General features: G+C 42.2%; 18 protein-coding genes. 7 read left to right on the forward strand and 11 right to left on the reverse strand.

Annotated features, from left to right (window positions below; translation table 11 throughout):
* The first annotated feature begins 101 nt into the window (after positions 1-101).
* Entirely contained in the window at positions 102-1,484 is a 1,383-nt protein-coding gene (locus BDD43_RS08655) for an NHL repeat-containing protein (protein WP_121197303.1), read from the forward strand.
* A gap of 8 nt (positions 1,485-1,492) precedes the next feature.
* Here BDD43_RS08655 and radA read toward each other — a convergent pair whose 3' ends face one another.
* The 5 genes from radA to BDD43_RS08680 form a co-directional block, all read right to left on the reverse strand.
* Positions 1,493-2,908 (reverse strand): DNA repair protein RadA, encoded by a 1,416-nt coding sequence (gene radA / locus BDD43_RS08660; RefSeq protein WP_121197304.1) that lies wholly within the window; start codon positions 2,906-2,908, stop codon positions 1,493-1,495.
* A gap of 74 nt (positions 2,909-2,982) precedes the next feature.
* On the reverse strand, positions 2,983-3,504 hold the full coding sequence (locus tag BDD43_RS08665; protein WP_121197305.1) for a hypothetical protein: 522 nt from the start codon (positions 3,502-3,504) through the stop codon (positions 2,983-2,985).
* A gap of 100 nt (positions 3,505-3,604) precedes the next feature.
* Entirely contained in the window at positions 3,605-5,155 is a 1,551-nt protein-coding gene (locus tag BDD43_RS08670) for an Rne/Rng family ribonuclease (RefSeq protein ID WP_121197306.1), read from the reverse strand.
* A 321-nt stretch (positions 5,156-5,476) separates the two neighbouring features.
* A complete protein-coding gene (locus BDD43_RS08675) occupies positions 5,477-6,331 on the reverse strand; it encodes a tetratricopeptide repeat protein (RefSeq protein WP_121197307.1) in 855 nt (284 codons plus the stop codon).
* A gap of 11 nt (positions 6,332-6,342) precedes the next feature.
* On the reverse strand, positions 6,343-6,642 hold the full coding sequence (locus BDD43_RS08680) for an HU family DNA-binding protein (RefSeq protein WP_121197308.1): 300 nt from the start codon (positions 6,640-6,642) through the stop codon (positions 6,343-6,345).
* 162 nt (positions 6,643-6,804) lie between these two features.
* On the opposite strand from BDD43_RS08680, the gene mutY reads away from it, so the two are divergent.
* Positions 6,805-7,878, forward strand: a complete 1,074-nt coding sequence (gene mutY, locus BDD43_RS08685) for an A/G-specific adenine glycosylase (protein ID WP_121197309.1) — start codon at positions 6,805-6,807, stop codon at positions 7,876-7,878.
* A 2-nt stretch (positions 7,879-7,880) separates the two neighbouring features.
* On the forward strand, positions 7,881-8,279 hold the full coding sequence (locus tag BDD43_RS08690) for a single-stranded DNA-binding protein (protein WP_121197310.1): 399 nt from the start codon (positions 7,881-7,883) through the stop codon (positions 8,277-8,279).
* A gap of 86 nt (positions 8,280-8,365) precedes the next feature.
* Here BDD43_RS08690 and BDD43_RS08695 read toward each other — a convergent pair whose 3' ends face one another.
* Positions 8,366-10,546, reverse strand: coding sequence for a S9 family peptidase (locus tag BDD43_RS08695; protein WP_121197311.1), 2,181 nt, complete (start codon positions 10,544-10,546; stop codon positions 8,366-8,368).
* 102 nt (positions 10,547-10,648) lie between these two features.
* Between BDD43_RS08695 and BDD43_RS08700 the strand changes: the two genes are divergently transcribed.
* The 3 genes from BDD43_RS08700 (at position 10,649) to BDD43_RS08710 (ending at position 14,531) form a co-directional block, all read left to right on the forward strand.
* Positions 10,649-12,190, forward strand: coding sequence for a serine hydrolase (locus tag BDD43_RS08700; protein ID WP_121197312.1), 1,542 nt, complete (start codon positions 10,649-10,651; stop codon positions 12,188-12,190).
* 206 nt (positions 12,191-12,396) lie between these two features.
* Entirely contained in the window at positions 12,397-12,810 is a 414-nt protein-coding gene (locus BDD43_RS08705) for a hypothetical protein (RefSeq protein WP_121197313.1), read from the forward strand.
* Between the two features lie 185 nt (positions 12,811-12,995).
* Entirely contained in the window at positions 12,996-14,531 is a 1,536-nt protein-coding gene (locus tag BDD43_RS08710; RefSeq protein ID WP_121197314.1) for an LruC domain-containing protein, read from the forward strand.
* Positions 14,532-14,629: 98 nt separating this feature from the next.
* On the opposite strand, the gene BDD43_RS08715 is transcribed toward BDD43_RS08710, so the two are convergent.
* The 5 genes from BDD43_RS08715 to BDD43_RS08735 all read right to left on the reverse strand — a co-directional run bounded on the left by BDD43_RS08715 (position 14,630) and on the right by BDD43_RS08735 (position 20,152).
* Positions 14,630-15,532: a TIGR01777 family oxidoreductase gene (locus tag BDD43_RS08715; protein ID WP_121197315.1), complete on the reverse strand. Its 903-nt coding sequence runs from the start codon at positions 15,530-15,532 to the stop codon at positions 14,630-14,632.
* A gap of 263 nt (positions 15,533-15,795) precedes the next feature.
* A complete protein-coding gene (locus tag BDD43_RS08720; protein ID WP_121197316.1) occupies positions 15,796-16,224 on the reverse strand; it encodes a CBS domain-containing protein in 429 nt (142 codons plus the stop codon).
* 155 nt (positions 16,225-16,379) lie between these two features.
* Positions 16,380-17,834 carry an SDR family oxidoreductase gene (locus tag BDD43_RS08725; protein WP_121197317.1) on the reverse strand — a complete coding sequence of 485 codons (1,455 nt, stop codon included), beginning with the start codon at positions 17,832-17,834 and terminating at the stop codon, positions 16,380-16,382.
* A gap of 185 nt (positions 17,835-18,019) precedes the next feature.
* On the reverse strand, positions 18,020-19,330 hold the full coding sequence (locus BDD43_RS08730) for an ABC1 kinase family protein (RefSeq protein WP_121197318.1): 1,311 nt from the start codon (positions 19,328-19,330) through the stop codon (positions 18,020-18,022).
* A 159-nt stretch (positions 19,331-19,489) separates the two neighbouring features.
* The gene (locus BDD43_RS08735) at positions 19,490-20,152 is read right to left on the reverse strand and encodes a TetR family transcriptional regulator C-terminal domain-containing protein (RefSeq protein ID WP_317128757.1); all 663 of its coding nucleotides are present in this window, start codon (positions 20,150-20,152) and stop codon (positions 19,490-19,492) included.
* A 264-nt stretch (positions 20,153-20,416) separates the two neighbouring features.
* On the opposite strand from BDD43_RS08735, the gene BDD43_RS08740 reads away from it, so the two are divergent.
* On the forward strand, positions 20,417-21,874 hold the full coding sequence (locus BDD43_RS08740) for a DASH family cryptochrome (protein ID WP_121197319.1): 1,458 nt from the start codon (positions 20,417-20,419) through the stop codon (positions 21,872-21,874).
* Positions 21,875-21,876: the final 2 nt, after the last annotated feature.

Genomic DNA, 21,876 nt, shown 5'->3' on the forward strand with positions numbered 1-21,876 from the left:
TATACAATAACAATTATTTAAAGTAATAGGTTTTAGTTAAAAAGGGTTAAATTTGCCCCTCATTCATTTGATTTTCATTTTTTTGTACGACTTTTAAAGCCATGAAACAACATTTTACCAAAATAGTATTTGCTTTTTTGTTTTCAGTTATCGTAATCAGCGCAGGCTGTAATAAATCTAACAGCGACGACAATGGCGTGTTGGGCTCCGCGCTCACTTACAGCCCAATTGGCCCGCTAACGTCAACTACCGCTCAGTTTTATACCGTGGTAAGTGGTAACGGTAACGCTTCAATCACCGAAGTTGGGGTTTGCTATAGCACCACAAACCAAACACCAACCATATCCGATACAAAAAAAGCCAACTCGCTCGATAGCGTATCATACGTAAGCATCCTTACCGGCTTAAAACCAAATACCACTTATTATTTAAGAGGCTATATTACCGATAATGGCGGTACCGGTTACGGTAACGTAATTACCTTTAAAACACCTACCACAACTTATGCTACCACTGCAACAGTAAGTACGTTTGCAGGTTCTACATCGGCAACGGGTGGTTTGGTTAACGGTACAGGTACAGCAGCACAATTTAACAACCCGGTAGGTATTTGTACCGATGCCCAGGGTAATATGTACGTTGCCGATTCGTTTAACAGCGTTATCCGTAAAATTACTTCGGCAGGCGTGGTTACTACCTTTGCCGGAACGGGTACATCCGGCTACCTTGACGGACCTGCCGCTACTGCACAGTTTTATTCGCCCAGAGGTGTTGCTGTTGATGCGCAAGGCAATGTTTACGTTGCCGATTTGGGTAATAACATGATCCGTAAAATTACTGCGGCAGGCGTGGTTAGCACCTTAGCGGGGCGTTACACAGTAGGTTATGTAAACGCAACCGGTACGGCAGCAGCTTTTCACTCGCCTACAGGTGTAGCGGTTGATGCGCAAGGTAATGTTTACGTGGCCGATAGAGATAACCATGTTATCCGCAAGGTTACTTCGGCAGGTGTTGTTACTACACTGGCCGGATATGGCTCTCCCGGACAACTGGACCAAACCGGTACCGCAGCTTATTTTAACACCCCTACCAGTTTATATATTGATGCTCAAGGCAATTTATACGTTACTGATTCTAATAATTATTCTATCCGTAAAGTGGTTACTTCTACTGGTGTAGTTACAACCGTGGTAGGTAACTATGTATTAAAAACGGGTGTGTTTGCACCATCTGGTGTGTGTATGGATACCAAAGGCGATTTCTTTATATCCGACCCTACTGGCCGTGTGTTTGAAATAACAGCAGCAAATGTTTTAATACAATTGGCCGGCAGCCTAAATGGTGTTGGTTTTACCGACGGTACCAATGCAAGCGTGTTGTTTAACAGCCCGCAAGGCGTAACAACGGATGCTGCAGGCAATGTTTACGTAACCGATATGTATAACAACGTAATACGCAAAATAGCAATTACTACTACGCCGTAAAACGCGCGTTATCCAAATAATAAATTAAAGGCTTCTTCTATACGGCCAACGGGTTTAACCTCGATGCTGTAACGGGAGAAGTCTATTTTTTTGCCCTTACCGCCCGTTGGCATATTATACTTAGATATAAAAATTTGTTCGAAACCCAGTTTCTGGGCTTCGGCAATTCGTTGCTCAATGCGGTTAACGGCCCGTATCTCTCCCGAGAGACCAAGCTCGGCAGCAAAGCAGGTTTTAAACGGAACCGGAATATCCTCGTGCGAGGATACGATGGCAGCCGCCAAACCGAGATCGATGGCCGGGTCTTCAACCCGGATGCCGCCTGTAATATTCAAAAAAACATCTTTAGCGCCAAGTTTAAAACCGCAACGCTTCTCTAACACGGCAAGCAGCATGTTCATTCGTTTGGTATCAAAGCCCGTGGCCGACCGCTGTGGCGTTCCGTATGGCGATATACTAACCAATGCTTGTGTTTCTATCAGCATCGGCCTCAAGCCCTCTAAAGTGGCCGAAATGGTGATGCCGCTTAAAGGCTCATCGCGCTGCGATAGCAAAATTTCCGACGGGTTTGAAACCTCGCGCAAGCCTTCGCCAAGCATCTCGTAAATACCCAGTTCGGAAGCCGAGCCAAACCTGTTTTTAATGGCGCGCAGTATGCGGTAAACATGGTGCCTATCGCCCTCAAACTGTAAAACGGTATCAACCATGTGCTCCAGTATTTTTGGCCCGGCTATCATACCATCTTTAGTGATGTGGCCTATCAAAAATACCGGCGTCGAGGTTTCTTTGGCAAAACGTAACAATTCGGCAGTACACTCGCGCACCTGCGAAACACTGCCCGGTGTAGATTCGATATGTGCCGAATGCAAGGTTTGGATAGAATCAACTATCACCAAATCGGGCTGTAACTGCTCTATCTGTTTAAATATGTTTTGAGTTGATGTTTCGGTTAAGATATAGCAGCCCCCGCCCGATTTACCCGCGTTTGGTGCCAACCGCTCCGCCCGCATTTTAATCTGCATCTCGCTTTCCTCGCCTGATATGTATAGCACCTTCAGCGCAGGCATATTCATGGCCAGTTGCAGCATCAGGGTTGATTTGCCTATGCCCGGTTCGCCGCCAATAAGCACCAATGAACCCGCAACAATGCCCCCGCCTAAAACACGGTTAAACTCCTTGTCGGGAGTTAACAGGCGGTGCTCTTCCTGGTAGACCACTTCCGAAACCAGCAGCGGCTTGTTTGACCGTTGCATAGATGTTGAAGCCGTAGTACTTGCCTTCCAGTTAGGAACCGCCGCATTTGGCTTCTCCATAATTTCTTCAACAAAAGTATTCCACTGGTTGCAACTCGGGCATTTACCCAACCACTTGGCCGACTCATAGCCACAGCTTTGACAGAAATAGGAAGTACGGACTTTAGCCATTATTTTGGATGTGCAAATATGCGGATGTGCAAATGTGGGGATTATAATTAAAAAATGCTAAAAATATTAGGATTTTATAATTTGATGGGAGGCGGAAATTTTATATTTTTAATATTAGGTAATAAGGGAGTATTTTGAAACGTAGTTTCAAAATTTATAGGCTTTGATATGATATTTAAATTGACCCTTTTATTGCTATTATTGATCCAGGCAGCAAAGTGGGACAACGAATCGGTAACTATAAAACTGCTTCTTACAAATCTTTTTCTATTCCCATGCCAATATGTTATCAATTCATAGTAATGTACATCCACTACACTTTGCTTATCTTCTGATCGTGCGTTATTAAGATCGATCTTTGCTAATTTTCTATTTAATGTATCCCAAAATTCAGAGCTAACCTTTCCGATATAATAATGGCGATCTTGCTGTTTTCCGCCATAGTATTGGTAAGTTAATGTACTATCTATACTAACGGCTGCTCCCCAATCCTGCCATGCACCACTTCTGGCAAATTCAATTTTAGTAATTTCATTACGCGAATGTGAGCAGGACAATATCACTGTGATAGAAAGGAGTGTTAATAAATATCTCATAGGTTAAAATATCTTACAAGATACAACGTGTTAAAACAAAAAATGTGCAAATGCCTTTTAAAACATTTGCACATCTGCACATCCAAAAATATGCACATTGTCAGAGTTTAATCTCTTCGCCTTTTGACGATAGGAAATGGAACTCGGTAATTTGGTAAGCCGGATTACTAATTACTTTTATCCATTGGTTATATTTAAAGTACCATTTCATTTGGCGATTAAATATTCCCTTTTTAATGTAGGCCTCAATGTACGGGTGTACACAAAGGGTAATGTTTTTTTCGTTTTGCTCGGTGAGGATAAAGTTGAAATTGTTTTCAATATCATCAAGCAGCAAAATAGTTGGGCGAATGGTGCCGGTACCGTTGCAGGTAGGGCAAACTTCGCTGGTAACAATGTTCATCTCTGGGCGAACGCGCTGGCGGGTAATTTGTACCAGTCCAAATTTACTTGGCGGTAAAATAGTATGCTTGGCACGGTCGAGGGCCATTTCGTCTTTCAGGTAGTCAAACAAATCCTTGCGGTTGTTTGGTTTATGCATGTCAATAAAGTCGATAACCACAATACCACCCATATCGCGCAGGCGCAACTGGCGGGCAATTTCTTTTGCAGCTTCTTTATTTACCTGGAATGCATTTGTTTCCTGGTTTTCTTTATTAGCTGTGCGGTTACCGCTGTTCACATCAATAACGTGCAAAGCCTCGGTGTGCTCAATAACCAGGTAGGCACCGCCTGCAAGGTTTACCGTTTTACCAAATGCGCCTTTAATTTGCTTATCAATACCAAAATGCTCAAAAATGGGCTCCTTGTGCTTGTGCATTTTAACGATGCTTTGTAAATCGGGCGATATTTGATGTACGTAGGTGCGTATCTCTTCAAATATACTGCTATCGTTAACGTGGATGCTTTGAAAATCGGGGTTAAGCAAATCGCGCAGTATGGTTGATGTACGGTCTATCTCGCCCAAAATCTTTTTAGCAGGCTCGGTTGATGGCAGGCGGGTAATAAAAGCTTCCCACTTGGATATTAAATCGAGCAAATCCTGTTGTAATTCGGCAACACCTTTTCCTTCGGATACGGTACGGATGATAACACCAAAATTTGGCGGCTTAATGCTTTCAATAATCTTTCGCAAGCGGTTACGTTCGGTATTACTTTTGATCTTTTTCGAAATTGAAATCGTTTCGGAAAAAGGCACCAAAATTGCATACCTCCCGGCGATGGAAAGATCAGAACTTAAGCGGGGGCCCTTGGTTGAGATGGGCTCTTTGGCTATTTGTACAGGTATAAGTTGGTTTTTGGTTAAAACATCGGATATTTTACCACCCTTGTTTATCTCTTCTTCCAGCTTAAAATTGTCCAATAGCTTTGATTGGTAGCTTCCGCCACGCACCTGTTTGGCCAGCTTTAATAAGCTTAGTACTTGCGGCCCGAGGTCAAGATAATGCAAAAAAGCATCCTTCTCATAGCCAACATCAACAAAAGCCGCATTTAAACCGGGCATAATCTTTTTGATTTTACCGAGATAAATGTCGCCAACAGCATAATTATTGCTGATTTGCTCTTTATGAAGTTCTACAAGTTGTTTATCCTGTAATAAGGCAATAGTTGCCCCACCGGGGGTCGCATCGATAATTAATTCTTTTATCAATGGCTACTCCATTTCTTTTAACGTCATAAGGCCGTAATTAATAACATGAAGGTATAAACAATAATAGAACGCCCGCGCATTGCGGGCGTTCTGTAAAATAAGGTATTTTAGTCCTTAGTCTTGAGTTTTCAGTCCTTAGTCTGAAATTTTTTATTCTTTTCAAACTCACGACTAAAGACTCAAGACTTTCGACTAAAAAAAGCTTACTTCTTTTTATGCCTGTTTTTTCTTAAACGTTTTTTACGTTTATGGGTTGCCATTTTATGTCTTTTTCTTTTTTTACCGCTTGGCATAATTGTAATGTTTTAAAATTTATGTTAGTTAATTCTTTAATTCTTTAATGTACTCGTCAATCCGTGCTCCAAACGCCGGATCGGGCATCATGCTTTTACATTTTTGGTAAGCAGCAATAGCCTCTTGTTTCATACCTAATTGCTTGTAGCTTTCGGCAAGGTAAAAATTTGGTTCCAGTTCGTCTTTTTGTGCTATAAGCGTTTTAAAGCGCTCCACAGCCTTTTGGTACTGACCGGATTTCATGGCAAAGGTTCCTAAATTAAGGAGTGCCTTGCGGTTATTAGGTTCTTTGCCAACAACGCCCAGCAATAGGCCTATACCTTCCATTGGGCTTGGGGCACCGCCGTTAACATCGGCAATACCTAAACCCGTTTGGGCGTCTAAGCTTTCGGGCTTAATTTTTAATGCATTTTTAAATGCTTCTACCGAGTTTTGTACAAAGGCAGGTTGTGCCAGGGTATCCTGGGTAAATTTAAATGCATCGTTAAACCTGTCGCCGGCATTTAACCAATCCTGATAGCCATTTTGTTCGCGGGCAATAGCCTGGTAATAAAAGGCAGCAGGGGCAGGTTGGTTTACATCGTCCCACTTTTTGGCAAGCTGGGTTTCAAATTTGATTTTATCGACAGTACTGCCGGCATTTTTCAAACTGTTTTCCAGCGCAGTAATCTCAAGGGCAATAGCCGTCCCGATTGCTGTTTTTGCCGGGGCCGATACGTAGTTAACATCAATGTTATTACTAACGGCCCTTGTTTCGGTTATTTTTGCACCGCTACTTGTGCGGGCCTCTTTGGGTTTAATTAAACCCTTAACCGGCAATTTATACAAATAGCAAACTATAGCAAGTACTATAACAATAACAACTATTTGTTTTTTTTGCATCGGTGTTTTATTTATTTAACTACTTTGGTTTTGTTGCCGCTTCTAACTTTTTCAACAAAAGTTTTTGCGGGTTTAAAGCTTGGTACAAAGTGCTCCGGAATAATGATAGCCGTGTTTTTTGATATATTACGAGCTGTTTTTTTAGCCCTCTTTTTCACAACAAAGCTACCGAAACCTCTAACATACACATTCTCGCCACTTACCATTGAGGTTTTTACTACTTTAAAAAACGCCTCAACAGTTTCCTGAACATCAATTTTCTCAATACCTGTCTTAGATGAGATTTCAGCTATTATTTCTGCCTTAGTCATGCCTTTTTTTCTTTATTAATTTTTGTAAATACTTAACTGTTTTGGGGTTGCAAAAGTATTGGTTTAAAATGAAACACAAAAATAAAAGATGATTATTTTTGATTTTATGGCAATTAAACTTTATAAAGCACTATAAGGCAAAAGCATGTACTTTTGCATCAGATGAATTTTACTGATAATGTGGTGCAATGGTACCATAAAAACCGGCGCGATTTGCCCTGGAGAAACACAGCCGATCCGTATGTTATATGGCTGTCGGAGATTATTTTACAACAAACCAGGGTTGAGCAGGGGATGCCTTATTTTTATCGCTTTTTAGAAGCATACCCCACCGTTACCCATTTTGCCAATGCTACCGAAGACGAGATATTAAAGCTATGGCAGGGCCTGGGCTATTACTCGCGTGGGCGCAACATGCTTAAAACGGCACAATTGGTGCAACTAAAGTATAACGGCATTTTTCCGGATAGGTATGACGAGCTTATTGCGTTAAAGGGCATTGGCCAGTATACCGCTGCAGCAATATCATCATTTGCGGCAAACCAGGCTAAAGCGGTTGTTGATGGGAATGTTAGCCGGGTTATTGCCCGCTATATGGGCATTACCGAACCTATAAACAGCACAGCAGGTAAAAAGTTATTTCAGCAACTGGCAGATGAGTTGCTTAATAAGCAACAACCCGGTACTCATAACCAGGCCATGATGGAGTTTGGCGCATTGCAATGCAAACCTAAAAGCCCAAATTGCGGTATATGCCCCCTGTTAGAAACCTGTTTTGCTTTTAACCACAACAAAGTTGGTAGTTTACCCGTAAAACTAAAAACAGTTAAAATTAGAAACCGATATTTTAATTATTTTTTAATAACCGAGGGCGACACCGTTTTGTTAAACAAACGCGGGGATAATGATATTTGGGCAAATATGTACGACTTGCCTTTGATTGAGACGCCCGAATTATACTCTGCGGAGCAATTGTTTTCGTCAGCCGATATTATTTCAACCTTTGGTATTATCCCGGAAATAATTAGCATATCTCCGCTTCAGAAACATATTTTAACCCATCAGCATATCTATGCCCGTTTTTATTTTATTTACTTAAAAGAAAATAAAATTAGTTTGAAGTCAACAATGTTTTTTAAAAAGGCAGAAATTTTACATAAATTAGCGCTTCCCAAAATGATTTTTATATTTTTAAATAATTTTTTAAATTCTAAAATAAAATTTACACCTAATTAAATATGTCTGGAATAAACAAAGTGATATTGGTTGGTCATTTAGGTAAAAACCCTGATATCCGTTATCTTGAAGGCGGCGTATCGGTGGCGAGTTTCCCGTTGGCAACGTCGGAAACGTTTAACAAAGATGGGCGAAAGGTTGAGCAAACTGAATGGCACAATATTGTAATGTGGCGCGGGCTGGCAGATGTTGCTGCTAAATTTTTACAAAAAGGTAAACTGGTGTACATTGAAGGTAAGTTACGAACCCGATCTTTCGAGGATAAGGAAGGGGTAAAGAAATATACTACCGAAGTTGTGGCCGAGAATTTTACCTTGCTGGGCCGCAAAACAGATTTTGAGGACGACGATTCCCGATCTGAGCCAGACCATATGGGTGGTGCCGAAAATTTGCCTTATTGAAGTATAACCAGTTTTAAATCCAATAAAAAAGCCTCCTGATTTAAAAAAATCGGGAGGCTTTTTTATTGGCCGTGCTTAATGCATTGTTATTTGGCTCCGGGAGCGCAATGATCGCGCAGGTATTGGGTGTAAAGGGTTGCTAAATGCAGCCTGGTGCCCGCTCCCTCAAAAATACCGTGCGAGCGGTTAGGGTACGACATGAGTTGAAACTGGCGGTTGTACTTTATCAGTTCGTTAATTAACAATTCGGCATTTTGGTAATGCACATTGTCATCGCCGGTGCCATGTATGTATAGCAAATTACCTTTAAGGTTTTTAGCGTAGGTTACAGGCGAGCCTTTTATAAAAAAGGAGCGACCGGCATCATCGGTAGGTACACCCATGTAGCGTTCCTGATAAATGTTATCATATGATAATTGCCAGCCTACTGCTGCTACTGCAATACCGGTTTTGTAAATTTCGGGGTATTGGAACATCAGGTTTAGGGTTGACGAGCCTCCACCGCTCCATCCCCAAACGGCAACGCGGCTGCTATCAATAAAAGGCCATTTCAATATCTCTTTGGCGGCCATTGCCTGGTCGCGGATGTTGAGCGTACCAATGTTTTTGTAAATAGCCTTGCGCCATTCGCGGCCACGCGGGCAAGGTGCGCCACGGTTATCAACAGCCATATAAATATAGCCATCGGCGGCCATATCTCCACGGTACATGCCGTTTTTGCCTATGCCATAAGTATCGGTAACTACCTGCGATGCCGGTTCGCCGTAAGTGTAAAACACAACGGGATATTTTTTTGCAGGGTCAAAATTGGTTGGTTTTACCATCCAGCCGTCAATATCAATGCCATCAACCGTTTTTACACGGAAAAACTCTGGCGAGCCTTTGGGTTTGTTGGCTGCATCAACCTTAATTACATCTCCGCTTAAATGTTTGTGGTCGGGCAGGCTCACCTTTTCTTCCAGAGGAGAAGTATAACTGTTTGAAAAATTATGGATAGCTATTTTGCCGTTGGTTGATATTTCGTAATCGTGCGTACCCGGTTCGTCCATCGGTGTAACACGCTGCGGAATGCCACCACTTAGCTTAACTTTATACAAATACTTTTGGGTAGCGTTATCCGGCGAGGCTATAAAGTAAATTAAACCTCCGGCTTCGTCTATCAGGCTAACGCTTATTACATCGTAGTTGCCTTGTGTTAGCAGCGTTTTTTTACCGTCTAACGCTATCTTATATAAGTGTCGCCAGCCATCCTGCTCGCTGGCCCAAATAAAAGCTTTACCTTTTTCTATCCAGTTCCAGCCAATGGGCTCTTCCTTAACATCTATCCAGGCGTTGTCTTTTTCACTAAATATAGGTGTTGCCGCTCCTGTTTTATAGTTGCATACATATAAAATACTTTCGGTTTGTGCGCGGTTCAATTGCTGTAAAATAACAGCGTCGGAGTTTGCTGCCCATTCCATCCTCGGGATGTAATGTTGCACCGCATCGCCCGGAACATTTAGCCAGCTTGTATTGCCACCATCAGCACTAACTACGCCTAATTTGCAACTGCTTGGGTCCTGGCCTGCCACCGGGTATTCAACCGGCACTACATAAGGATAGATAGAATCGGTAGTGTTCAGCATCAAATAATTTTTAATTTTGCGGGCATCTATCTGCCAGTAAGCTATAGCCTTACTATCCGGCGACCATCTAAAACCATCCCGGCAATCAAATTCTTCTTCGTACACCCAATCAAAAGTGCCATTTATCAGTTTTGTTGTACCATCGGTAGTAACCTGTTTAACAGCGCCGGTGCTCAAAGTTTCAACATAAATATTGTGCTCGCTTACATAGGCAGCCCTGGTACCATCGGGCGATAGTTTGGCAAACATTAATGATGAAGCCGGCCTGGCTTTACCCAATTGGGTTAATGTTTTAGTTTCGAGGTTGTAAACCCAGTAATCGCCCCGTGTATCATAGCGCCAAACCCGTTTAGTGTTGGTGTTTATTAACACCTCTTTCCCGTCGGTGCTAAAGGCAAAGCGTTTTACCCCAATGGCCGGTTTACCGGCGGGTTTAAGCATACCGGCACTCACAATTACAGTTTTTTTTGCGTCGTCGCGTGTATCTAACTCAATAATTTCGCCGCCGCGCGCTACGAAATACTGGTAGCCATCGGCAGCCCAATGTGTGGCGTTGCCCTGCGCCAATATTGCGTTATACTTAAATAACAGTAATACAGCTACTAATAATGTAATTTTGAGTTGGTAAAATTTATTGGTCATACAGTTAAATTATTTAATTTGATTTATTACTTTGTGTATGATATAAGCGCACACCTATATCGGTTTTTAACGTTATACAGAGTATAAAAATACCCATCTAAAATGAAAAATGCTGCAAAAATTTTATCTATTATAAGTTTATTTTTATCTACAGGTAACATTTTTGCCCAAAACATTAACCGAAACGGGTTTATTAAAGATAGTATTGATGTTTATATTAACCGCGCCTTAACTAACTGGCGCATACCAGGCGCTGCCGTTTGCATTATTAAAGACGACCGCATAGTGTTAATGAAAGGCTACGGCGTTAAAGAACTTGGCCTTAACAACAAGGTTGACGAAGGTACCCTGTTTATGATAGGCAGCAACACCAAGGCCTTTACTGCTACCGCCTTAACTATGTTACAGGCACAGCATAAGCTTTTGCTGGATGATAAGGTAACCAAATACATACCATCGTTTAAACTGGATAATAAACTGGCCGGAGACGATGCCCGCCTGCGCGATTTGCTTTGCCACCGCCTGGGTTTTCAAACCTTTCAGGGCGATTTTACTTATTGGACCAGCAACCTCACCCGCGAGCAGGTAATTGAAAAAATGGCACATGTTAAGGCTGTATATCCTTTCCGCGCTAAATGGGGTTATACCAATGCGGCTTTTTTAACCGCAGGGGAGGTGATAACCCGGGTAACCGAACGATCGTGGGAGGCATACATTAAGGATAATATTTTTGCGCCTTTGGGTATGGGCAGTACTTTGGCACTTACCAAAGATTTTGGTATGCAAATCAACAAGGCTGCTGCGCATACCCTTGTTGATGGCCGCCTGGTTACCATACCCTTTGCCCAATTAGATAATTTGGCCCCGGCAGCTTCTATATGCTCGTCTGTTACCGATTTAAGCAAGTGGGTAATGGTGCAGTTAAACAACGGCAAAGTTGGCCCAAGGCAGGTTATTGCCGCCGAAGCTATTGCTGCAACCCGGCAGCCGCAGGATATTGTGGGCGATGTGCAGCATTTAAATGGCACTACAAGTGTAGAGCTGTATGGCCTCGGCTTTTTTTTACAGGATTATGCCGGGCACCGCATTGTAATGCACGATGGTGGCGTTAACGGTTATGTAACATCGGTTACCCTGGTGCCCGACCAGCACCTGGGCATTATTATACTAACCAATACCGACCAAAACCTATTTTTTGATGCCTTACGCTGGGAAATTATGGATGCCTATTTTAAAATGCCTTACCGTAATTACAGCGAGGTTTACTTAACCAGGTTTAAAAATAATGCCGCCGCCGAGCAGGCTAAAGATAAAAAGCTCCGCGATTCGGTAGCACTTAATCTGCACCCCTCGTTACCGCTATCTGCCTATACAGGTAAATATTTTAACGACCTTTATGGCTACATGACCATTGAGCAAGGTGGCGAAAACAACGACCTGCAAATGCGGTTTGAGCATCACCCCAAAATGTATGCACATTTGCAGGCCCTGGGCGGCAACCGCTTTTACGTTACCTTTTCCGATCCGGTATTTGGCAAGGCAGTGTTCCCCTTTACTTTCTCTAACGGGCGCGTAACCGGTGTACGGGTTAAAGTTGATGATGAGGTTGAAATAACACCTTACGATTTTAAGAAAGTGCAGTAAAGCTTAAAATTAGATTAAATATGAAGGTATTTACACTATCCCCTTTCGGGAATTTGCCGTTATCGGGCACAATACACCTCAATAGGGGATTTGTTTTAAAATTATTTTATTTTAAAGTGCTGTTTTGTAATTAGTTGTATTTAAGGTACAACTATTGTTAATGCATTCACGTATAATTGTCCTAAACACAATTGACGTTCTTTTAAATGAAAAAAATTTTAGTAACAATTGCAATGCTTTCGGCATTGGCTATGGTTTCCTGTAAAAAGGGAACGGAAGGGGCCACACCTGCGGCCTCCGTAACGTCTACAAGTGAAATTAAAGCGCCAACCGGTTTTACCTGGGAAAGCTCCAGAAACATCAGTTTCACCATCAATATTACCGATACCCGTTTCCCGGCAACAGCATCGTTGGTTTCTATTTACGACGCCGACCCAAACAATGGTGGCAACCTGCTTGCAAAAGGCGCTGCTACTACCACATCACCATTTAACAGTAAATTGTATATATCCAATCAAATTTTGGCTGTATATATTGTTAAAACCTCTCCCGACAATACAAACATTATCCAAAAAGTACAAATTGGCACTACTAATGTAACTGCCTCAATTGGTATTTAAATTTTCCGGTCACGTTTTTTTTTAGCTTTTCCCTCTGCATTAGGTAGCACATTGCGTGTTATCATCCAAGCTCCTTCAGATTATAAAGCCGCGCATCGCGGAAGCGAAGTTGTTATTTTTTAACTATTAGGTTGCTGCAAGTTTGCATGCAATTTTTAAACTTTCGCATTTTTTAATATTTATTTATGAAAACAAAATCACTATTTATAGCCGTGCTTTTTTGTGCGGTGAATTTTAGCACAGCTATGGCCCAAACAGCACCATCGTTTGCGGCTGCCCAAAGTTTTGCAGTATTGGGTAGTTCAACAATTACCAATACAGGCGGCACCATAGTTACAGGTAACATGGGTGTTAGCGCAGGTACAGCAATTACCGGTTTTTTACCGGGTACACTTAGCGGGCTTAAATACTCGGGCGCACCATCAATAGCGGGCCCGGCACAAGCCAGCGCAACCGATGTATATTTAAATTTAAAAGCACAAACCAGCCTTACTACAACCAACCTTACTGGTAAAGTTTTAGGCGAAACAGCCGGTGCGATTACACTATCGCCAGGTATTTATACTTTTAGCTCGTCGGCACAATTAAATGCTACCCTTACTTTAGATGATAGCAGCAACCCTAACGCGGTATTCATCTTCCAGATAGGATCAACACTAACAACTGCAAGCTACGCCAAGGTAGTAATGAAAAGCGGTGGTAAGGGTAAAAATGTGTTTTGGCAAATAGGCTCATCGGCAACTATTGGTACTTATACCAATTTTACCGGTAACATACTGGCCCTTGCAAGTATTACCATGACTACCGGCGCAACAACTACCGGTAAGCTTTTTGCACTTACCGCTGCCGTAACCATGGACAGCAATATTGTTGAAGGCGGCGATTTAACCGGTGCCCCACAAATTGTAGACGCCGACGGCGATGGCGTTGCCGATAACCTTGACGATTACCCTAACGATGCAACCAAGGCATTTAACAATTACTCAACAAAAGGCGCAGGGGCAACCGTTGCGTTTGAAGATCAATGGCCCGCTAAAGGCGATTTTGATATGAATGATGTGGTAGTGCTTCAAAAATATAATGTAATAACTAATGCAAAAAATGTTGTTGTACAGGTTATTGGCTATTATACTTTGCTGGCTACGGGTGGCAACTATGGCAATGGCTTTAGCGTTCAGTTCCCGATACCAACTGCAAGTGTTAGTGGCTTAACAGGCGGTACATTAGAAGCCGGGCAGGATAAAGCCGTTGTGGTATTGTTCACCAATATGCGGTCGGAAACGTCGGCCTGGAATACTGTACCCGGCGCAACGCAAGGTGCTTCAAAAACCTATAATATAACTTTTAATGTTGCCAACGGCCCAACTTTAAGTGCTTTTGGAACAGACTATAATCCCTTTATAGTTAACATGGTTGGTACATCGCGCCGCGAAGTGCATTTGGCTGGTAAAACACCCACCATTTTGGCCGACCAAACTGTATTTGGAACATTAGATGATAATACCAATATAGCCGCAGGCAGGTATTATGTTACCAAAACAGGTTTGCCTTACGCCATTAGTGTACCTACAACATTTAACTACCCTATAGAAGGAACGGACATTAGTAAAGCATTTACTCATTTTGCCGAATGGGCAACATCCGGCGGTGTAAATTACATTGACTGGTATAGCAACACAGCAGCAGATTACAGAAATCCGTCTTTAATTTACAGCAAGTAAGGGGGTTTTAATTTAAACAAAAGGGGTTGGCATTTTTTTTGCCAACCCCTTTCCTTTTTGGAGATGAGTGTTATTTACGCATCCATTGGCTTTGCGGGTTATCCATATATTTCTTCCAGGGCATCCTCTACGGTTAAATATTTAAAGGTAAATCCTGCTTTTTCAATTTTATTAGCAGCTACCTTGTTACTGCCTAAAACAAGTACTGCCATTTCGCCTAAAAACAGGTTGAGCGCAAAAGCTGGTACGTGGGGCAGCCAAAGCGGCCTTTCAAGTTGTTTGGCTATTGCCAGGGTTAACTGGTAATTGGTAACCGGCAGCGGGGCAACCATGTTGTAAACGCCTTTAATCATTTCGTTTTCTACCGCCAAAATATACATATTAACGGCGTCCTCAATATGTATCCACGGTACCCATTGTTTGCCGCTGCCTAAAACGGCTCCAAACCCATATTTAACGGGTGCTGCCATTTTAGCCAGTGCGCCACCTTGAGTAGTTAAAACAACGCCGGTACGAAATTTTACGATGCGCAATTCAAATTCGGTGCCTTTGTCAACCGCTTTTTCCCATTTTACGCAGCATTCGCCTAAAAAGCTTTTGCTGGGCTGGCTATCTTCGGTTACCAAAATATCGCCGCTATCGCCATAATAACCCACACCCGATGCCGATATTACACTTTTAACCTTGTGCGGCTTAGTTTTAAGTAAACTATACACCAGTGCTATTGATTTTGTACGACTGTTGATAATATCTTTTTTTCGCTGATGGGTCCATTTTCCATCAGCAATACCTTCGCCGGCAAGGTGTATAATCACATCTACCCCCCGGATGCAGTTTACATCAATAATGTTGTTTTTTACATCCCACAAAAAGGTTTTTACATTGGGATGGGTACCCGTGTGCCTACTGAGGTGGCTAACGCTGTAGCCCCTGTTTAAAAGTTCGGTGGTTAGCTTTTGGCCCAGCAGGCCGCTACCACCGGTTATCAAGATGTGGTTCATGTTTAGGGTTAATCAATAATAATATATCAGGTAAATGGGGTTTAATCCATTTTTAACGTGTTTTAAATATCGGCTTTTTAAATATAGCACCTTTGGCGGTGTTATGCCAGGTATAAACCCAAAAATCTCACGCACAAATAATTACTTAATTAACCTAAAAGCCTGTTTAAATTTCATTCACTAATAATGATGAACAATAAAAACATCAATACACCTGGTAATGGCACCCGTTTAACGGTTTTTAAACAGCCTTTAAAATCAAATTAGCTTGCTATGTAACTTTCTAATTGCTGGATGGTTCGTTTTTGATCTTCGATAATAAATTTAACTACATCGCCTATTGATACCATGCCCGTTACCCTGTTGTTATCAATAACCGGTAAATGGCGTATTTTATAAGTACTCATTACTTCCATGCAATGATCTATGGTTTCGGATGGTGTTATGGTGAGCAGGTTAGCCGTCATAATATCGGCAATGCGGGTTTCTTTTGACGACCGGCCCATTAACACCAATTTGCGGGCATAATCACGTTCGGTAAAAATACCTTCTAATATTTCATTTTCCATGATGAGCAGCGAACTGATGTTTTTTTCCATCATGATCTGTAAGGCATCATAAACCGAAGTTTCGGGAGTAACGGAGTAAACCTGGTGGCCTTTGTTTTCGAGAATGTTCCTGATCTTCTTCATCGTAATAAATTATTAAAACGTAAAAAAAAGAAAAACCTATGTGATTATTAAATCACAGTTTTCTGTATTTGCACACAGGTTGTTCCGTTAAATTTAGATGTTTTGGTTGGTTAGCTAAAGATAGGGTTCTTTTTATTAACAACACAAATAAATAATCAGGATAATTTGCCTTTTTCGGTAAAATTAATGAGCTGGTTTGCCATACCCTTAAAAATAAACAAGTGAAAGGGCCACATTAAATACCAGTAAGCCCGCCCCCATAAGCCATTGGGCCTAAATGTTGCTACTTCGTTTAAATAGTTTTGGCCGTTTCGTTCGCAAATTTTAAATTCAAGCCAGGCTTCGCCGGGCAGTTTCATTTCGGCGTAAAGCAGCAGGCGCTTGTTTTTTTTATCAGCCAGTAGTACGCGCCAAAAATCAAGCACATCGCCGGGGGCAATATTGGTGTTGCTGGTGCGCCCGCGCCTTGAGCCCACGCCGCCCGCTATTTTATCAATAAAACCGCGCAGGTTCCATATCCAGTCCCAATAATACCAGCCGCGGTTGCCGCCAATGCTCCAAATGTTGTTGAGTACGGTATCGCTGTTTTCGGTAAACGGAATATCAACTTTAAACTCCACGGTGCCATTTTGCGGTACCTTAATCTGGTCCATAAAATCGGTTTGCAGGTAGCCCAGGTTTAAGGCATCCTTCCAACTGGATACAATGGAGTTTTGCTCTATTTTAACAAAGGCCAGGTTAAGTGCTTCCTCATAAGTTAGGCACTTGCGTGGGATAATATCTTTTATGCGGTTGTCTTTTACAATGGTTTCGTTTTTCATGCTATCAACCAGGCTTTGCGCCAGCGAATAACTGGTGGATGTTACAAAGTATAGCCAGTATGATGATATTTTGGTAGATAAAAAGGGTAGGATAATAATTTTGCGCTTGAGTTTGCGCACACGGGCATAAGTGAGCAGCATCTCTTTAAAGCTCAATATATTGGGCCCGCCAATATCAAAGGTTTGGTTAAAGGTTTTTGGGTTAAGCAAAACGCCTTCAAGGTAGCCTAGCACATCGCGGATAGCTATGGGCTGGCAACGGGTTTTTACCCAGCGCGGGGCCGTCATCACGGGGAGTTTCTCGGCCAGATCGCGGATAATTTCGAAAGATGCACTGCCCGAGCCGATAACTATAGCGGCCCTTAAAACAGTGAGCGGTGCTTTGGCTTCGCTCAAAATGTCTTCAACGTGCTGGCGCGACTGGAGGTGTTTGGATAGGTTATCGTCGTTGGCAATACCGCCTAAAAAAATAATTTGTTTACAGTTGGTTTTATCAAGCGCATGCACAAAGTTGTGTGCCGAAAGTGCTTCGAGCTGCGAGAACTCGGCATTCCCCGTCATGGAGTGAACGAGGTAATAAACGGCATCAATATCTGTAGGGAAGGCTTGTATGCTGGTTTCTTTAAGCAAGTCGCCGGTAATAATAGTTACTTTATCGCCAAAATCGCTTTTTTCTTTAAACCGGCGCTTATCGCGCACAAGGCATACCACATCATAACCTTTTTCAAGCAAAACCGGCAGCAAACGCGTGCCTATGTATCCGTTAGCACCTGTAATCAACACCTTCATATATAATGCAACATCGGAATTGTGTAAGGTGTTTTAAATATGTTTGTGATGTATTAAACCTAGGCAAAAAACAACGTCATCATAAAACATTAATAACCTTGTTTTACTTTTTTTGAGCGGCAGAATCTAAATTATTTTATTCTGTTAATGCTATACACAAGTGTATAACATTAACAGAATAAAAATTAATACTCCAACAGCACATGCGGTTTAAAGGTATCGGTTTTTACTTCAGCTTTTAGTTCGTGCAAAATATTGTAGAGGCCAAAGTTGGTGCGGTTAACGTATATAAAATGTTTAACGCCGCGGGCTTGTTTAAACTCGGGCATGCGGGCTATTTTTTCGCCAAAGCTGTATAGGTTATCAAAAAAGGCATTTTCGCCAAAGTCGAACGAGCCTGTCATGTAGGGTTGGGCAAACAGGCTTATCATCTCTTTATACTGAGTGTAATAAAACTCAATTTGCTGGGGCGTATCTTTAGCGTTTATCATTTCCAACTGGCGGAAGGCTTTTAGGGTTTCTTCTTTGTTTTCCAGCAAGTCGGTTGAGGTGGTGGAGAAGAAGGGGTAATAAAAGTCATCCGGAAGTTCTTTAATGCAGCCAAAATCAATAATGCCCAGTTTGCCCTCGGGAGTTATTAAAAAATTGCCGGGGTGCGGGTCGGCGTGTACGGCGCGTAATTCGTGTTGTTGAAAGTTGTAAAAATCCCACATGGCCTGGCCTATCTGGTTGCGCAATTGTTGCGATGGGTTGGTTGCCAAAAATTCTTTTAAGTGCATGCCATCAATCCAACTCATGGTAATTACCCGTTTGCCGGATAATTGGGGAAAATACTCCGGGAAAACCAAATTGTTTAAACCCGCGCAAGCCTCGGAGAACTCGATAGAGCGGCGTACTTCCAGTTCGTAATCGGTTTCTTCAACAAGGCGTTCTTCAACCTCGTTCATGTAAACATCAAGTTCGCGCTCGCTCATGCCCAAAAGGCGGAATGCAAAGGGTTTAACCAACTTTAAATCGCTCGATATGGAATCGCCTACGCCGGGGTATTGAATTTTTACCGCCAGTTTTTTGCCATTCAGTTCGGCACGGTGTACCTGGCCTATAGAGGCCGCGTTGGTTGATCGTAATTCAAATTTATCGTAAATCTGTTCGGGCGTTTTGCCAAACATTTTCCTGAAGGTTTGCACAATAAGCGGCCCCGAAAGCGGCGGCGCGTTGTATTGCGAAAGCGAAAATTTATCGGTATAAGCTTTAGGCAACAGGTTTTTATCCATGCTCAACATCTGGGCAACCTTTAAGGCACTGCCTTTTAACTCGCTTAACGATTCGTAAATATCCGAAGCGTTATCCAGGTTAAGCTCGTCGTTATTCATTTCGGGATTAAACAGCTTTTTTGAATAGTGTTTAATATAGTTACCACCAATTTTAAACCCGGTACTAACAAACTTTGCCGAACGCTGTACTTTGGTGGTTGGTATGCTGTTTTGTTCTTTCATTTGAGTGTGTATAGTTGTTGTGTTATTGAGTTAATAGTTATTAGGGAAAATGCTATTAACTAATCGCTAAAAAGCAATTAGTTAATAGGCCGATAAGTTATGATGAAGTATCACCTTCAATAAACTTATTAACTCAATACCCCAATAACAACCTCTTAACTACATTTTAACCCCGTTTTTAGCTAGAAACTTGCCATAATCAAGCAAATTATCAATTGGGGAGCGTTGGAAAAGATCGAACGTTACATTTACGCCTTTCTCTATGGCTTCGTCGGTTTTTTCAAACCCGGCCGATATATCGTTGAGCCAAAAGTTAAGCACAAATACAAATTGAAGCCAAAGGGCATCTTTATACTTATCGGCAAAAAATTTACGATCGGTTAGTTCGCCACTTTCAATGCCATCCTGTAAAATTGCTGCGGCAAAAGCTTCAAACTCATTTTTAAGGCCCTGCCATACTTTTGGGGTTGAAAAACCTTTACTTATTTTTTTTGCACTGTAATTGGCAAAACTGCGGGTGCTTTTAGCAAGTTCAAAAAAGCTGTAAAAAAACGATAAAGCCTTTTCGCGCGATGAATATTGCGCCCAAACTTCCTGTGTTTTAATTTCGGCAATGGTTTTAGCGCCCATATCTGTCCACACGCTTTGCTCAATGCTATCAAACGATCCAAAAAACTGGTAAAACTCCTGTTCTTCCATTTCATTGTTACGGGCAAATATGTAAACAGATTTGGGTTGTTCGCCCTCGGTTAAAACATAGTCGATATAGGCGTTTTGGATGCTTTGTTTAGTAACCATTTTTTTTGTGTTTTTGGTGCTCATGTTATTTTAATGATTAATGGTTGGCGGTAAGCTGCTGAGAAACAGTTTGCAAGTATAACGTTAACCTTAAAGCTTTATGCTAGTTGGGGCGCTTAATTTTGTCAGCCGGGTGTTATAAAACAATGTTGGGCACTAATACTCGCAAAAACAGGGCGAAATGTTTAAAGGATGTCAAATAATGCAAAGCAGTGTGCATAAAAAATAAAAAATTCGCAATTTTACGTGCGACCCTTTTTTAAGGGTATCTTCGGTTGTAATTTAAGCATGAGCGAAAAAATAATACTGGTTTGGTTTAGGAACGATCTTCGCATACACGATAACGAAATCTTATTGGAGGCTATACGCAAGGCCGATAAAATTTTGCCGGTGTATTGTTTTGATCCGTTTTATTTTAAAGCCACGCATTACGGCACACTAAAAACCGGCAATTTTAGGGCCCGTTTTTTACTGGAGGCTGTTGCCGATTTGCGCCAAACCCTGCGCGAGCATGGGGCCGAGTTAATTATACGCACCGGCAACCCGGTAGATATAATAACCCAGCTTGCCGGGCAATACCAGGTAACCGAAGTTTACCACCACCGCGAAGTTGCTTTTGAAGAAACCAACATATCATCAAAAGTTGAAGCCGCCCTCTGGAAAAACAAACTTAACCTTAAACATTTTATAGGCCATACTTTTTACCACAAAGAAGATTTGCCGTTCCCGATAAAGGATATTCCGGATGTTTTTACCACGTTTCGTAAAAAGGTGGAGCGCGACAGTAATATACGTAACAGCTTTGAAACACCCGGTGCCATAAGCATACCCGCAATTGATGATGCTGGCGAACTGCCAACACTGCAACAATTGGGTTTTGAAGAACCTGTTGACGATTGCCGGGCCGTTATGCGTTTTAAAGGCGGCGAAACCGAAGCGTTAAAACACCTGCAACAATACTTTTGGGATACCGACAGACTTAAAACTTACAAACAAACCCGAAATGGTTTGCTGGGGGCGGGGTATTCGTCAAAATTTTCGCCCTGGCTATCGGTAGGCTGCCTTAGTGTGCGGCAGGTTTACTGGGAAGTTAAGCGTTATGAGCACGACAGGGGTGCAAACGACTCGACCTACTGGCTTGTTTTTGAATTGCTTTGGCGCGATTATTTTAGGTTTATGTTTAAAAAATACGGCAACCAGTTTTTTAAAGTTGGTGGCTTTAAGGGTGAAGCTCCGGAAATAGCGCCCGACCAAAATGAACTTTTTGAAAAATGGAAAGCTGGCGAAACCGGTGTACCTTTTATTGATGCCAACATGCGCGAATTAAATGCCACCGGCTTTATGAGCAACCGTGGCCGCCAAAACGTGGCCAGCTTTTTGGTGAAAGATTTAAAGGTGAACTGGACAAGAGGGGCCGCTTATTTTGAAGAAAAACTGATTGATTACTCGCCGGCAAGTAACTGGGGCAACTGGGCCTATGTAGCCGGCGTTGGTAACGACCCGCGCGAGAACCGCCACCTGAATGTGATTAAGCAGGCCGCCGAGTACGACCCTAAAGGCGAGTATGTTAAAACCTGGATACCTGCCTTGGCGCTTATACCTGCCAAATTGGTGCAAACGCCATTTTTTTTAACCCCTAACGAGCTAAACGCCTATAAATTGGAGCTGGGGGTTGATTATCCCCAATTAATTATCGACCCGGTTTGGCCATCTGTAAACGACAGGGGTGCCACAGTATCAACCTAAAT

The sequence above is a fragment of the Mucilaginibacter gracilis genome (genome assembly GCF_003633615.1).
In the GTDB taxonomy this organism is placed as follows: domain Bacteria; phylum Bacteroidota; class Bacteroidia; order Sphingobacteriales; family Sphingobacteriaceae; genus Mucilaginibacter; species Mucilaginibacter gracilis.